A 14,988-nucleotide genomic window follows, 5' to 3' on the forward strand; every position below is an offset into this window, starting at 1 on the left:
ATTTAGTCCATTATTTTGATAGGTGAGTTATGAAACGTACATTCCAACCAAGCGTGATCAAGCGTAAACGTACTCACGGTTTCCGTGCTCGTATGGCAACTAAAAAAGGCCGTCAGGTCTTAGCTCGTCGCCGCGCTAAAGGACGTCATCGCCTTACTGTATAATCAGTAGATTGCGATAAGCATGGCTCATAGTGCTTGTTGTGTTTCTATTATTTATAGATTGCGATAGTCAATCATCACAACTGACACTTAGCCATATATTAAAAGCGCCCACATCGGCGCTTTTTTTGTCTCTATATTTTGTTATTATTTCTACCATCGTTATCATCTCTTATACTAGGTTGTACTATGTCTAATACTCCTCCAACGACACTAAATGCCCGCTTTACTAAAGAGCAGCGTTTACTCACGCCTGCAGCCTTTCGTGAGGTCTTTGACGCGCCTGAGCGTAAGCTACATCAGAGCCATCTGATGGCGTTTGTGCGTACTAACACTCATGAGCAGCCACGAGTCGGTATGGCGATCACCAAGCGCAAAGTCCCTACGGCAGTTTCGCGAAATCTAATCAAACGTCAAATACGTGAGCAGTTTCGAATAAAAGCTTCTAGTTTAGAAAATAAAGACATTGTTTTTATCGTTAAAAATTCTGTTAAAGGCTTAAGTAATAAAGAAATAAAAATGGAAGTAATTAATATTTTTAAAAAAATAGAAAAAAAATAATATGAGTTTATTTATAAAAATAATAAATAAATACTTATATAAGTTAATATATAATTTTATTGATTTTTATCAAAAAATAATAAGTCCCATATTACCTGCTCGGTGTCGATATTATCCAACCTGTTCAAACTATGGTAAGCAAGCTCTAGCTTGGTATGGTGTTTGGAATGGGAGTTTACTGTTATTAAAACGCATTAGTCGCTGTCATCCATTAGGCGGACATGGAGTTGATTTTGTGCCTCTACCTTTAGCTTCTTATCGCTATCAATACTTGTCCCGTAATCTAGTAGCTCATGGACAGTTTCACGGTTTTTATGTTTATCGAGATAATCATGGCTATGTTACTCGCCTAAATCATATGATGAAATTGACCTAAGACGTAAGCTTTACTAGGCGTTTCAGCATATCTACCTAGTTACCCACAAGTTATCCACACTGTTGGTATCATTTAGAATCGTTTTTTAGTAAAATGATGAACATTTTATGTGATTGACTGCTGACATTACCGTTCACTATCTGGGCCAATGCTGTGTGGTGGTCATAACACATGCCCTAGTTTTTTTATTCCCTAATTTTTTAATCTAGGAAAGGTTTATGCAAAAGATATTTCGGGTGATGATCATCATTGCGATGTTAATCACCGCTTATCTGCTGATTTTGGCATGGCGTGATGATTATGCAGATGCCCCAGCTGTAGACACGGTGCCAGAAACTGCAGCTTCAGTAGGAGCCGATATTCCTTCTACTAGCGGTGCAGCAGGTGATATTCCAGTACAGACGCTACCTGTCGACAACGGTACAGTTGATAGCGCTGTGACTGCTACACCTGCTACTGATGCAGGACTAATCACAGTCACTACTGATCGTTATGACATCAAAATCAATCCAGAAGGCGGTGACATCGTTTATGCTGCGCTAAAGCAGTATGATGCGACCCTTGATAGCGATAAGCCTTTTGTATTGCTAGAAAACAACAGTAACCGCGTTTACGTGGCTCAGTCTGGTCTGATTGGTCAAAATGGTATCGATACCGCAGAAGGTCGTGCCAAATACAGCCATACCGCTAACAATTACGTGATGGAAAAAGGCCAGCAAACGTTATCAGTGCCGCTTACGTATAAAAAAGATGGCGTGACAGTCACTAAGACTTTTAGCTTTACTCACGATAAATATCCTATCGATATCAGCTATAAGATTCAAAATGCTTCTACAGCGGCATGGCAAGGTCAGATGTTTGCGCAGCTAAAGCGTGATGATAGTAAAGATCCCGGTATGTCTGATAAAGGTGCGCTTAGTATGGCAACCTATTTGGGCGGCGCTTGGGGTACACCCGATGATCCCTATAATAAGCTGAAGTTTGGTAAGTTTAATGATGGTGAATTGACCACAACCAGTGATAAAGGTTGGGTTGGCATCGTGCAGCATTACTTTGTGTCAGCATGGACGCCTGAAAACTTTACTGGTAAATTCTTTAGCCGCGAAACAGGTGATGATTACTTTATCGGTTTTAACAGTCAGCCTGTCAATGTTGCACCAAACAAGCAAGTAACCTTAAATGCGACGCTATACGCAGGCCCAAAGGTACAATCTGAGCTTAAGGATGTAGCAGTAGGGTTAAATCAGACGGTCGATTATGGTCTGTTATGGCCAATATCAAAGATATTGTTTGGTATTTTGGATGGTATTCATAAAGTCATCGGTAACTGGGGCTGGTCAATTATTCTATTGACTATCTTAGTGAAGCTGGCATTGATGTGGTTCTCAAACAAGAGCTACTACTCAATGGCGAAGATGCGTGCGATTGCACCGCGCCTTGCTGCATTAAAAGAAGAGCATGGCGACGATCGCATGAAAATGTCGCAAGAAATGATGGCAATGTACAAAGAAGAAAAAGTCAATCCAATGGCGGGTTGTTTGCCGATTCTAATGCAGATGCCGATTTTCTTAGCCTTGTATTGGGTACTGGTTGAGAGTGTTGAGCTACGTCATGCACCGTGGATTTTGTGGATTCAAGATCTATCAGCGATGGATCCGTGGTTTATTTTGCCACTATTAATGGGTGCATCGATGTTTATTCAGCAGCAGCTTAATCCACAGCCAGCTGACCCGATGCAAGCGAAAGTCATGAAATTCTTGCCGATTATTTTCACCGCGTTCATGCTGTTCTTCCCAGCAGGTCTGGTACTATATTGGACTGTGAATAACTTATTTAGTATGACGCATCAATATATCGTCAATAAAAAAGTAGAAGAAGAGCAAAAGCTTCGTACGGTTAAGGTACTGGATTAACCATTTAATAGTTTATAATTTTAAAAAACCATCGCTACGGCGGTGGTTTTTTTATGCCCTTAATGTCATATCTGGTATGAATACCTACTTAAGACTACGCTATAGTCGCTGCAGTCAAGCTAGATGATATTGGAAAAGACTTACAATGAGGAGATTACGCTCTTTAAAGATTGTTTTGTCAGTGTGCGTTAAGCCGTCTATAATGGAGTTTTTAGTTATTGAGAGTGCTTGTGGATTCCCAAGAGTTGGCGTTAGCCGCCCCTGAGTCATCAAAAAATCTCGGTTTTTCGAGTCTGCCTACCATTGCCGCTATTGCTACACCGCTTGGACGGGGTGGGGTCGGGGTTATTCGTCTGTCTGGCACACATGCGTATAGCATTGCTTGTACACTGACAGGTAAGTCAGCATTTAAACCACGCATGGCGAGCTTCTGCCGATTTTATCAAGCAGATGGTACGGTTATCGATGAAGGGTTGGTGCTGTATTTTAAGGGTCCGCACTCGTTTACTGGCGAAGATGTTATTGAACTGCAAGGTCATGGCGGCATGATTTTGCAAAATCAGTTGTTGGCACGTGTGTTTGAGTTAGGGGCAAAACAAGCCAGCGCTGGAGAGTTCTCTTATCGTGCCTTTGATAATGATAAGTTAGATTTGGTACAGGCAGAAGCCATTGCAGATGCGATTGATGCTACCAGCGCCGCCGCTGCTAGCAGTGCTATTCGGTCACTCAGCGGCGAGTTTTCACAAAAGATTAATCAGCTACTTGAGCAGTTAATTCATCTGCGTCTGCATGTTGAAGCAGCCATCGATTTTCCTGATGAAGAAGACGTTGATTTTTTATCAGATGGGGTCATACAAGGTAAGCTTGAACAAACACAAGAAAAAATCCAGCAGGTCTTGGCGACTGCTAAGCAAGGACAATTATTACGTGATGGTATTCATGTGGTGTTGGCAGGTAGACCTAATGCTGGTAAATCAAGCCTGCTCAATCGCTTGGCAGGGCAAGAGCGTGCTATCGTCACTGATGTGGCGGGTACAACGCGTGATACACTACAAGAAACTGTTGTCCTCAATGGTTTGACGCTACACTTGACTGATACGGCAGGTTTGCGCGAGACAGAAGACACGGTCGAGCGTATCGGCATTGAGCGCGCGCGGACAGCGATTGCTCAGGCAGATATACTGTTAATGGTTTATGATGTAACCCGTGATCTTCAAGAAGAAATCACCCCATTACAGCTCGCTGAGCAGCTATTTGGTGAGCTACCAGAAGCCAAGCGCTTGTTAATTATCGCTAATAAAAGTGATTTATTAAACAATAATAGCAGCAAAGGAATAACTGCTATTTCGCAACAAGAGATTCATAATCGCGGTTACGAGCAAGTTAATGTTTCATGTGAAACAGGCGCAGGTATTGATGATTTAGTCGAAACTCTGTGTGCCAAAGTAGGGTTTCATCCACCCGAAAATAGCTTGATAGCTCGTACGCGTCATTTAGATGCATTAAGAAGAACGGCCGAATATTTATCAGAAGCTCATGAGCAGCTAACCGTTTTTAAAGCGGGTGAGTTAGTCGCTGAAAGTTTGCGTCAAGCTCAGCATAGTCTGGGCGAAATTACCGGGGAATTTAGTGCAGATGATTTGTTGGGCAAGATTTTTGGCAGTTTTTGCATTGGTAAGTAATCTTATTTACGGTTATAAATTTGAATGATGTAGCTGTAAAGATAGGATTGTGACTCGTTTAATAGTGCTTCATATAAAGACAAGGAAAGCCGTATGCATTGCCCTTATTGTAATGCGTCAGAGACAAAGGTAATCGACTCGCGTCTTGCTGCTGAAGGGGCGCAAGTGCGCCGCCGTCGTTCATGTAATAGCTGTCAAGAACGCTTTACTACCTTTGAAGTGGTCGAAGTGGTGATGCCGCGTATTATCAAGTCCAGCGGTAAGATTGAACCTTATGATAATGATAAACTACGACGCTCAATTTTATTACCACTACAAAAACGTCCTATTACTATCGATGAGCAAGAAGGGATGATTAGCCGGATTGAAAAGCGTGTACGGCAAATGGGCGAGCGTGAGGTCAGCAGTAAAGTGCTTGGCGAAATCATTATGAGTGAGCTTAAAACGCTTGATGATGTCGCTTATGTGCGCTTTGCTAGTGTTTACCGTGACTTTCAGGATATTGATGCTTTTCATCAAGAGATTGCCAATATACGCCCTAATGATAAATAACATTGAGTTAAGGTTTTGATGCTTTCTTAAGCCTATAATTTTATGCTACTTCATGAAACCATTGATAATAATCCCTCATCATTTATTAAGCCCTTTTTTATGTCAAATTCAGACCATTCTCAAAATGCGAAAGACCGCTATTTTATGATGCTTGCTATTGAGCAAGCAAAGCTTGGCTTGTATACCGCTCGACCCAATCCTGCTGTAGGGTGTGTCATTGTTCAAGCAGAGGAAGTTGTCGGTCAAGGCTTCCATCCTAAAGCTGGTCAGCCGCATGCTGAGGTATTTTCTCTAAAAGATGCTGGTATAAGAACAGTTGGTGCTACCGCTTATGTCACTTTAGAGCCTTGTAGTCATACAGGTCGTACGCCACCTTGCGCAAAAGCACTGATAGAATCTGGCGTTATACGGGTTGTCGTTGCTGGACTAGATCCAAATCCACAGGTGGCAGGTCGCGGTGTGAAATTGTTAGAACAAGCGGGTATTGAGGTGACGGTTGGTATCCTTACCGCGCAGGCAGAAGCGTTAAATAAAGGTTTTCTAAAAGCCATGCGTACCCAAATGCCTTATGTCAGGCTTAAGATTGCGACCAGCCTTGATGGTCGTACGGCGATGGCGACAGGTGAATCAAAGTGGATTACAGGTCCAGCTGCGCGAGAAGACGTGCAAAAACTGCGTGCGCAAAGTGGGGCTATCATTACTGGTAGCGAAACGGTTATTGTCGATAACCCTCAGTTAAATGTACGCTCTAACCAACTAGGTATAGCAATTGAAGAGGTTCCACATCCTAAAGTGGTGATACTTGATAGGCGATGTCGTTTAAAGCATGATCTACAGTCTGACTATCAGTTATGTCGTCGCCCAGATACCCTGTATTGGCGTGAAGATAATTTAAGAGAGTTATTAAAGGTATTAGTCACTGAGTATCAGTGTTATGACGTATTGATAGAAGCAGGTGCCAGTGTTGCTGGTAGCTTCTTACAACAGCAATTGGTAGATGAGTTGATTGTGTATCAAGCGCCATGTCTGTTAGGGCAAAAAGCGCGAGCGATGGTTGACATTAACCCCTTATCGCTAGCTCAACAGTTGCGTTTTGATATTCAATGTCATGAACAACTTGGTTCTGATCTGAAATTGACCTTATTACCCATTTAATTTTTAATTATCTATCCACACTCTTAATGCAAGATATAATTGTTAGGAGTAAATAATGACTACTAATATTAGTTTCACATGAAACTGTGTATAACTTTGTTCCACATGAAACTTTTTTTTGGCCGAATGTTAATTTTATAAATAAATCATAGTAAAATCAAATACTTGCATAGTAGTGATTAGATATATAAATATTGAGTGAAAACAATATTAATTGTGGATAACTTGTTAATAACTAAGGCTTTTAAGCTTGCAGGTAAGTGTTATCCGTTACTTATCCACAGTTTATCCCGAAATATATGTGATATAGCACATTTATTACTGAGAAAAGCTATCTATAACGACAATAAAATAATGAGAAGAGGTTGATATGTTTACCGGAATTATAGAAAGTGTGGGAAAGGTTAAGTCGATGCAACCTACAGGCGGCGACATTCGCTTGACTATAGAGTCTGATGGCTTAGATTTTAGCGATGTGAAGCTTGGAGACTCTATAGCTTCTAACGGTATCTGTCTGACGGTTGTAGATTTCGGTAGTAATCATTACTCCGTTGATGTTTCACGTGAAACTATAGCGCGAACAGCGCTAGAAGATTTGAAACCGGGGCATATTGTCAACTTAGAGAAGGCAATGCTACCGACTACACGTTTTGGTGGGCATATTGTCGCAGGTCATGTCGATGGAGTAGGGGTCGTTAGTAAGTTGCAAAAGGATGCACGTTCTATATATATCGAAATTGAGATACCAAAAGAGCTGGCGCATTATACAGCGACGAAAGGATCTATTACTCTTGATGGTATTAGCCTCACGACTAACTTAGTGCGTGATAATATTGTTTCACTCAATATCATTCCGCATACAGCTCAAGTGACCAATATTGCACAGCATTGGTTGGTAGGAGACAAGGTCAATGTGGAGGTAGATATTGTGGCTAGGTATTTGGAGCGTTTATTAAATAAGTCGCAGGAAGACACTGCAAATATTAGCCCGCAAAGCAATATTACTGAAGCTTTTTTAGCAGATAATGGCTTTATGAAGTAAGTCATATTTGATACAACAGTCTTATCTTACTGCAAATTTTATATTAGCAGTAAGTGAGAAGTATGGAAGCTATCTTTTTTTGGCATGGTTTTGTGTAAGTGATCACTAACATCCTTTATGAGTTTTAGTGGTATTTTTTAGGGTTTAATTAGTGCTGTTAAGACGTCTTGTAGTTTATCCTTATTAATAGGTTTGGCTAAAAACTCATCCATACCTACCTTTAAGCACGCTGAGCGGTCTTCTTCAGTATTGTTCGCTGTAAGTGCAACGATAGGAATATCATCACCTTGCGCTCTAATTGCCTGAGTTGCTTGCAATCCATCCATCACTGGCATCCGGCAATCCATCAGAATAAGATCAATCTCTCGACGCTGCGCTTGCAGTATATCTAATGCTTGCTGACCGTCTTCTGCCACCACGCTACGATAACCAAGTTTGGCGAGCATTTTGCAGGCAATTTTTTGATTGGTAGGACTGTCTTCTACCACTAAAATCAGAGGTGAGATGATTTCATCAGACCTATTATCTGCTGACACTACAACGCTGTCGTTATACTTAATATCTGCTGCTTGTATGAGTATCTGTCTGGTAGGAAGTGTTAAGCGCAGTAGCTCAGAGAGCAGTAAATTCACATCTAGCGGCTTGGTTAAAAATCCATCACATCTATCCAGTAGCATAGAAGCGATGCGGCGCTCAGACTTCATACTTAGTAATATCTTTGGTAGCGATACATTAGCCAATAAGTGATTTAATGTATGCTGTCTGTCAATATTACTAGATAACGTATTTGCTAAATCTTCTTCTTTTATTTGTTCCTCTACCATATTGGCATGGATGCTTTTTTCATCTTTCATCTTTGATTGATTAGATAAAGCAAGCGTAATGCTTTCATAATAATCGTAGTCGAGGAGCAATATTGGAGCGAGTGTACGCTGGTTTTGCATCAGTTCGTCGTTGAGCTGTTGTAGGGTCACGCTATCAGTAGATGTAAAAATAGTGACTGTTATAGATAAATGGGTACATAGGCGTTTTAGATGTTCAGCGGCAAGTGGCTGATTGATGACGGCAATAAGATGCAATCGCGTTAACTGCTGATTGAGATGGTAGATGGGTTGATAGTTTGGATTTTGGCAAGGCAGATAAAGATCAAAGGTACTTCCAACATCAGGTGTGCTGTGTAACTCTATAAAACCACCCAATAATTTAGCAAAACTATGAGCAGTTGTCAGTCCTACATCTGCTTGACTGACTTGAGTATGAATTTGACTGGCTTTTTGCGAGTAACTCGACTGGTCTAATTGTGTATTTTCTAGTTGAGCTGTTTGATTAAAATAACTATGAAGTTTATCTCTCTGGGTTGTCTCTAAGCCAATGCCACTATCTTGGATACTAAAGCGAACCCAGTCATGCGCTGGGTTTGTCTTTTTGTTAGTATTATCAGGCACTAATTTATTAGTTGTACCGTTCACTAAATCATTAACCAGAATGGTATTTTTGGCAGATAGTTGTTCCGTATTCACAGCTTCAATCGTCAGTACAACGTAACCTGAACTGGTATATCTAATAGCGTTATCCAGTAAGTTACGTAAGATTGTCTGCAGACGTTTATGGTCGGTATCAATGAGGCGAGGGCAATCAGGAGTGAAAAAGTATAGTAATTCAAGCCCATGTTGTCTCGCATCTTTTGTGACTAAATGACTGACATGTTGCCCTATTTTATAAATGTCGACAGTTTCAATATTCAAACGAGTTTTTCGAACTTCTATCTCTCCTATATCCAGCATCTCGTTGAGCATAATGAGCATAGCATGACTGGTTTCAATCAAAGTATTGACAATCTGGTGCTCTTTGACAGTCAAAACGCTAGTATCAATCGGTTCCAAAGTATCAATCATAGCCTCTAATGGCAGCCGTAAGTCATGACCCATCGTTGATTTGAGTGTATTAAATTCATCGAGTTGTCGCTGTATTTCTGTATTTTGTTGCTGCAGCTGTTCGTTTTGGCTTGTCAAATCATTTACATTATTCAGTAATACGGTAAAACCGTGAACCTGACCATGCTCACCAAACCACGGGGTAATATGTAGCTGATAAGCTTTTTTATTAGCCAGCCCATATACCATAAGCGTACGCGTAACACGAAGATTTTCTAGTTGTTGCAGCAGTAACTGGGTGGATTCATCTTCAGTAAAAACAAAATCTGTTAATTTATAATTGCTGTCATTTTGAAAGGCAGTAGAGAATACTTGCTCAAAACGTTGATTAAAGAAGCTAATTTGACCTTGTCTCATAATCATCAGCATCGGTAGTGGGGCGTGATCAACCAAACGCTCTAGGCGATGCTTTAGAGTGGTAATATGACGATGATTGTTATGCAATTGATAGTTGATACGACTAAGTGCATGACCCAATTGCAAAAATTCAGGCGTAGATTCTTTGCTGACAAACGGTGGTGGTGTATATGCCTCTTTTGCATGACTGCTTAAGTTGTCGGTATAAAGCAGTAACTGCACCCAATTGGCGCGGCGTTTTAAGGTATATAGTAGTGCCAAAGTAAAAAACATGATGGCGGTCATTAAAGGCAACCAATAGCGATAAGATACCCAGTTAATATTGAGCGGCTTATGACGCAAAATGGTATAAAATTTATGACCGCTTTTAAGCTCGATGGTTCCGACTAGTTTTTCGTTAGATAACGTATAGGTGCTATGAGTATTCTTATTTGATAAAAGCGAAGTCTCAATACTTGGAAACATAATCCCCGTAAATTCAGGTTCATCAGCTTCAGTCTGATGGTAAATGAAAGTTTGGCCGGAGGGCATCATAAAAATCAGCTGATAACTGATTCCTGCTAAAAAAGGCTTCTCTACTATCTTTTTGACGGCAGGGTTTATAGGATTGTTAAGCTCGGAAATCTGATACTGCAGGGTATGAAACGTCTCTACACTGTGCTGCTTACTCTCATTCTTCATCTCATGAAACATGATGAAATAATACAATGACAACATGGCAAGTAATGTCAAAGTATAGAAAGCCAACAGGCGTTGCAGAGACTGAAATTGTGGCATAAAGGCATGACCCTAAGTCGGCATAATAATACACAGTAAATTTAAAATGGTTTCGTTAGATTTTACTGCTATATTCTTTATTATTAGCCTACAACAAAGCAATAAAAAATATTGATAGCTAGCTAGTATATGACAATGTGAAAAATGAGACTGAATCTTATTGCTATTATAAAGATAATCAGACGCATTAGTAGCGCTTGATTGTGGCTATTACAATCATGGCACAACGCCACAAACTCACCTATAATAGCTTTATTACTTATTAATATTGCCTAAACTATGACCACACTTGCTTGTACTCCTGATGTATCTCTTAATAATGATTACTTTAAACCGACGTGTATAGAGCCGTTAAGGGTAGTATTTGCTGGCACGCCTGAGTTTGCCGCTGTGAGTCTTGAGGCATTAATCAAGCAGCAACAGGCATTGAATATCAGTATTGTAGCGGTCTATAGTCAGCCTGATCGTAAAGCTGGCCGCGGACAAAAGCTGGCGGCATCTGCGGTCAAGCAAGTAGCATTGGCACATGATATCGCTGTTGAGCAGCCAGAGACTTTTAAAAAATCAAGTATAGAAGGGGTGACAGCAAGGCAAACCTTGAAAGACTATCAACCCGATGTAATGATTGTTGCTGCTTATGGGTTGATTCTTCCTGTTGGTGTCTTGAATACGCCGACTCATGGTTGCTTAAACATCCACGCCTCATTATTACCACGTTGGCGAGGCGCAGCACCTATTCACCGTGCGTTATTGGCGGGTGATAGTGAGACTGGCATTACCATTATGCAGATGGATAAAGGGCTTGATACTGGAGACATGCTTTATAAAGTCAGTGCTAGTATTGAGTCTGATGATACGGCTGCCAGCCTACATGATAAAATGGCTGATCTTGGTGCGACTGCCATTATTACTGTGCTACAAGATTTACCACACTATCAAGCTCAGGCTATAGTACAAGATGACAGCCAAGCCAATTATGCTGAAAAATTAGTCAAAACTGAAGGTGAAATTGATTGGACGCAGTCTGCCACTGTGATTGAACGACAAATTCGTGGCTTAACTCCTTGGCCTGGTGCTTATACTTTTTTAGCAGGTCAGCGTGTCAAAATTTTAGCCAGTTTACCTGTGAATGCATCGCAACCAACCGATAAACAAGCAGGTACAGTTATTAGCGTTGGGCGCAAAGCAATCTTAGTCGCTTGTGGTCATAACGATAATATTGATATTAATATAGACGCTAATACGCCGCAAGCCAGTACTTTAGCGATCACTCAGCTACAGTTTGCAGGTAGCAAACCTGTGAGCGCTGAACAAATTTGTCATGGCAGTCAACTCAATGACGGCGACCAGTTTAGTAAAGAGACAAAATAATTTCATTTAGATATACCTAATCCAAATCGCACAAGACGTTAACTATTAGACGTCAAGGAAATTCAATTTAATGAGACAAAACAGCACTGCGCCAAGAAATAACAAGCTCAAACCGTCAAGCAACCTTATCATGAATGGTAGCGTTCGCGTTCGCGTGATTCGCACTTTGCTGGCCATTCAAAATGGTCAGTCGCTAGCAAGCGTCCTTGATCCGTTACTAAATAGTCTTCATGATGGGGATAAAGGTTTTGCTCATGCGTTATTGCTAACGACGTTGCGCCAGTGGTATGCCCTTGAGCGTCTACTCGATAGTCTGGCTGATAACTCGATTGATGAAAAAGAAGTACGTACGACGATTCAAGTAGGTTTGACGCAGCTGCTCTATTTGCAAGTGGCTGACCATGCGGCAATTCATGAAACGGTTGAAGCAGCAAAAGAAATCGAATTTGCGCATGCGACGGGTTTAATCAATGCCATCTTGCGTAAGGTTGCTAAGAACCCAAGTAAATTCCGTAAAAAGTGTGATAAAAAGCACAGCTTACCCAATTGGCTTGCCTATCAGCTTAAGCAAGATTGGAGTGAGCAGTATGACGATTTGATGCAGGGTCTACGTCAACCTGCGCCAATGTTTTTGCGAGTGAATACAGCGGTTACCTCGGTAGAAGATTACCAGCAAGCATTGGTGGAGTTTGAAGTTGAAGCGGACTTAGTTGAGCTAACAAGTGGCTTACAACTCGACAACTCATCGGATACAGCCACTTCTAATAGTATATTAACCAAAGGTCTTAGACTACATCAAAGCACTGCAGTCAATGCCTTACCACAATTTGCCCATGGGGCGGCTAGTGTACAAGATATGCATGCTCAGCTTGCAGCACCGCTTATCCATAGCGCTCTACTCAATAAGCTGAGTGTTAAAAACGATGATGCAGACGGCGATATGGATACGAGCAACGACGAAGTCCGTATTTTAGATGCTTGTGCAGCACCGGGTGGTAAGCTTGCTCATTGGTTAGAATTAATTAGCTCAAAAGAGTCTTCGCTGTTTCACGTGAAACAAAACGATGAGTCAATTAATGTAGTTTCAAAAGTAAAAATTACTGCGATAGATAGTGAAGCGCCACGTATCGAGCGTATTCATACCAATTTACAACGCTTGAACTTAAGTCAGCACGACTTACAGCAAGCTGAGAAAAATATCGAGCTAAATATCGTCTGTGCTGACGCAACGACATGGCAAGGCGCTGGTAAGAAAAAGAGCAAGCTCGTATTTGACGCTATATTGCTAGACTCACCTTGTACGGCGACTGGCGTGATTCGTCGCCATCCTGATATCAGTATCTTGCGCACCGAAGAAGACGTCGAGCAAACGGCATTGCTACAAGCCGATATCTTGCATAATCTATGGCCACAACTTAAAGTTGGCGGTTATTTGTTATACGTCACTTGCTCTATTCTAAAGCAAGAAAACGTTGAGCAGATGCAGGATTTTATGACTCACTATAACAATGTAGTAGCCATTGAATTTAGCGACGATTGTAATTGGGGTATCGAACAAGCGATTGGTCGTCAATGCTTGCCAATTGATAGCGAAAGTGGTGATGGTTTTTATTATGCCTTGCTGCACAAAACTGCTGAATAAACTGTTTTAATTAATCATCTCATTGTAGACAGGACAATCTAATGAAATATATCAGTACCCGTGGTCAGACAGCGCCGATGGATTTTAGTGAGGTGCTATTAATGGGTCTTGCGCCAGACGGTGGTTTGATGTTGCCTGAGCACTATCCGAATATTGATAGTGCGACGCTGACTGAATGGCGTACGCTGAGCTACCCACAGCTTGCGATGGCGATTATGCAGCGCTTTGCGACTGATATTCCTGCGGCTGATTTGCAAGACATCATTGAGCGCACTTATACCGCTGATATATTTGGCTCTGATGAGATTGTTCCTGTCCGCAAACTTGAAGACAATTTATATATTCTAGGATTATCAAACGGTCCGACGCTGGCATTCAAAGATGTTGCTATGCAGTTTTTGGGCAATGCTTTCGAATATGTGCTTAAAAGAAAAGACGCGCGTATTACTATTATTGGTGCAACCAGTGGCGATACGGGCAGTGCGGCAGAATATGCACTACGCGGCAAAGAGAATATCGAAGTCTTTATGCTGTCACCGCACGGCAAAATGAGCGAATTTCAGCGCGCACAGATGTATAGCTTGACCGATGATAACATCCATAATATTGCCATCGACGGTATGTTTGATGATTGCCAAGATATTGTCAAAGCGCTACAACAAGATGCTAAGTTCAAAGCGGCTTATAATCTAGGTACGGTTAACTCTATTAATTGGGGACGTATCCTAGCGCAAATTGTTTACTACTTTAAAGCTTACTTTGCCGTGACTTCAAGTAACGACGAAAAGGTTAGTTTTAGCGTGCCATCAGGCAACTTTGGTAATATTTGTGCTGGTCACATCGCCCGAGAAATGGGTCTGCCAGTTGATCGTCTAATCGTCGCGACTAATGAGAACGATGTACTAAACGACTTCTTTAATCAAGGTGCTTATCAGCCACGTCCGACTGCCAAAACCTATATTACTTCAAGTCCTTCAATGGATATCTCTAAAGCTTCTAACTTTGAGCGTTTTGTTTATCTATTATTAGATAAAGACAGCGCCCGCGTTCATGAATTATTTGAAGGCGTAAAATCCGGTCAAGGTTTTGATTTGCCTGATTTGATGGAGGCGGTCAATACTCGCTACGGTTTTGCAGCGGGTAAATCTACCCATAATGACCGCTTACAAACCATTAAGGCGCTCTATGAGCAGCATGGCGAGCTAGTCGACCCGCATACTGCTGATGGTATCAAGGTTGCCAAAGAATTGCAGCGTGAGGGTGAGGTGATTGTCTGTGCTGAGACCGCACTGCCAGTGAAGTTTGCTGATACCATCGTTGAAGCTATTGGACAGATAGAGATAGCTCGCCCAGCGCATACTGAAGGCTTAGAGAGCTTACCGCAACATGTGGTAGTGCTTGATAATGATGCAGAATTGGTTGCTGAGCAAATCCGTCGACAGGTCACACCAAACCCTGCTTAATT

The 14,988-nt window shown here is 41.5% G+C and carries 12 protein-coding genes; 11 read left to right on the top strand and 1 reads right to left on the bottom strand.

Annotation, left to right across the window (positions count from 1 at the left end; all coding sequences use genetic code 11):
- Positions 1-29: 29 nt before the first annotated feature.
- The 8 genes from rpmH (at position 30) to VLA57_RS07710 (ending at position 7,442) form a co-directional block, all read left to right on the top strand.
- Positions 30-164, top strand: a complete 135-nt coding sequence (rpmH, locus tag VLA57_RS07675) for a 50S ribosomal protein L34 (protein ID WP_007394757.1) — start codon at positions 30-32, stop codon at positions 162-164.
- Between the two features lie 186 nt (positions 165-350).
- On the top strand, positions 351-722 hold the full coding sequence (rnpA, locus tag VLA57_RS07680) for a ribonuclease P protein component (protein ID WP_133104023.1): 372 nt from the start codon (positions 351-353) through the stop codon (positions 720-722).
- A 1-nt stretch (position 723) separates the two neighbouring features.
- On the top strand, positions 724-1,098 hold the full coding sequence (yidD, locus tag VLA57_RS07685; protein WP_133104024.1) for a membrane protein insertion efficiency factor YidD: 375 nt from the start codon (positions 724-726) through the stop codon (positions 1,096-1,098).
- A gap of 218 nt (positions 1,099-1,316) precedes the next feature.
- Positions 1,317-3,011, top strand: a complete 1,695-nt coding sequence (gene yidC, locus VLA57_RS07690) for a membrane protein insertase YidC (protein WP_133104025.1) — start codon at positions 1,317-1,319, stop codon at positions 3,009-3,011.
- Positions 3,012-3,256: 245 nt separating this feature from the next.
- The gene (gene mnmE, locus VLA57_RS07695; RefSeq protein WP_133104074.1) at positions 3,257-4,693 is read left to right on the top strand and encodes a tRNA uridine-5-carboxymethylaminomethyl(34) synthesis GTPase MnmE; all 1,437 of its coding nucleotides are present in this window, start codon (positions 3,257-3,259) and stop codon (positions 4,691-4,693) included.
- Positions 4,694-4,786: 93 nt separating this feature from the next.
- Positions 4,787-5,245 carry a transcriptional regulator NrdR gene (nrdR, locus tag VLA57_RS07700; RefSeq protein WP_020444555.1) on the top strand — a complete coding sequence of 153 codons (459 nt, stop codon included), beginning with the start codon at positions 4,787-4,789 and terminating at the stop codon, positions 5,243-5,245.
- A 99-nt stretch (positions 5,246-5,344) separates the two neighbouring features.
- Positions 5,345-6,400, top strand: coding sequence for a bifunctional diaminohydroxyphosphoribosylaminopyrimidine deaminase/5-amino-6-(5-phosphoribosylamino)uracil reductase RibD (ribD, locus tag VLA57_RS07705; protein WP_333954762.1), 1,056 nt, complete (start codon positions 5,345-5,347; stop codon positions 6,398-6,400).
- Between the two features lie 370 nt (positions 6,401-6,770).
- The gene (locus VLA57_RS07710; protein WP_333954763.1) at positions 6,771-7,442 is read left to right on the top strand and encodes a riboflavin synthase; all 672 of its coding nucleotides are present in this window, start codon (positions 6,771-6,773) and stop codon (positions 7,440-7,442) included.
- A gap of 137 nt (positions 7,443-7,579) precedes the next feature.
- On the opposite strand, the gene VLA57_RS07715 is transcribed toward VLA57_RS07710, so the two are convergent.
- Positions 7,580-10,510 carry a response regulator gene (locus VLA57_RS07715; protein ID WP_333954764.1) on the bottom strand — a complete coding sequence of 977 codons (2,931 nt, stop codon included), beginning with the start codon at positions 10,508-10,510 and terminating at the stop codon, positions 7,580-7,582.
- A gap of 279 nt (positions 10,511-10,789) precedes the next feature.
- Here VLA57_RS07715 and fmt point away from each other — a divergent pair, with 279 nt between their 5' ends.
- The 3 genes from fmt to thrC all read left to right on the top strand — a co-directional run bounded on the left by fmt (position 10,790) and on the right by thrC (position 14,986).
- Positions 10,790-11,881, top strand: a complete 1,092-nt coding sequence (gene fmt, locus VLA57_RS07720) for a methionyl-tRNA formyltransferase (protein WP_333954765.1) — start codon at positions 10,790-10,792, stop codon at positions 11,879-11,881.
- Between the two features lie 70 nt (positions 11,882-11,951).
- Positions 11,952-13,523, top strand: a complete 1,572-nt coding sequence (locus VLA57_RS07725) for a transcription antitermination factor NusB (protein ID WP_333954766.1) — start codon at positions 11,952-11,954, stop codon at positions 13,521-13,523.
- A 41-nt stretch (positions 13,524-13,564) separates the two neighbouring features.
- Positions 13,565-14,986, top strand: a complete 1,422-nt coding sequence (gene thrC, locus VLA57_RS07730) for a threonine synthase (protein ID WP_333954767.1) — start codon at positions 13,565-13,567, stop codon at positions 14,984-14,986.
- Positions 14,987-14,988: the final 2 nt, after the last annotated feature.

Source organism: Psychrobacter sp. S4(2024) (assembly GCF_036861305.1).
In the GTDB taxonomy this organism is placed as follows: Bacteria; Pseudomonadota; Gammaproteobacteria; order Pseudomonadales; family Moraxellaceae; genus Psychrobacter; species Psychrobacter cryohalolentis.

Bases quoted from the DNA above. Each gene is read 5' to 3' on its own strand.
- ribD (WP_333954762.1), top strand. From the start codon at position 5,345: ATGTCAAATTCAGACCATTCTCAAAATGCGAAAGACCGCTATTTTATG.
- yidC (WP_133104025.1), top strand. From the start codon at position 1,317: ATGCAAAAGATATTTCGGGTGATGATCATCATTGCGATGTTAATCACC.
- thrC (WP_333954767.1), top strand. From the start codon at position 13,565: ATGAAATATATCAGTACCCGTGGTCAGACAGCGCCGATGGATTTTAGT.
- VLA57_RS07715 (WP_333954764.1), bottom strand. From the start codon at position 10,510: ATGCCACAATTTCAGTCTCTGCAACGCCTGTTGGCTTTCTATACTTTG.
- VLA57_RS07725 (WP_333954766.1), top strand. From the start codon at position 11,952: ATGAGACAAAACAGCACTGCGCCAAGAAATAACAAGCTCAAACCGTCA.
- rpmH (WP_007394757.1), top strand. From the start codon at position 30: ATGAAACGTACATTCCAACCAAGCGTGATCAAGCGTAAACGTACTCAC.
- rnpA (WP_133104023.1), top strand. From the start codon at position 351: ATGTCTAATACTCCTCCAACGACACTAAATGCCCGCTTTACTAAAGAG.
- yidD (WP_133104024.1), top strand. From the start codon at position 724: ATGAGTTTATTTATAAAAATAATAAATAAATACTTATATAAGTTAATA.
- fmt (WP_333954765.1), top strand. From the start codon at position 10,790: ATGACCACACTTGCTTGTACTCCTGATGTATCTCTTAATAATGATTAC.
- nrdR (WP_020444555.1), top strand. From the start codon at position 4,787: ATGCATTGCCCTTATTGTAATGCGTCAGAGACAAAGGTAATCGACTCG.
- VLA57_RS07710 (WP_333954763.1), top strand. From the start codon at position 6,771: ATGTTTACCGGAATTATAGAAAGTGTGGGAAAGGTTAAGTCGATGCAA.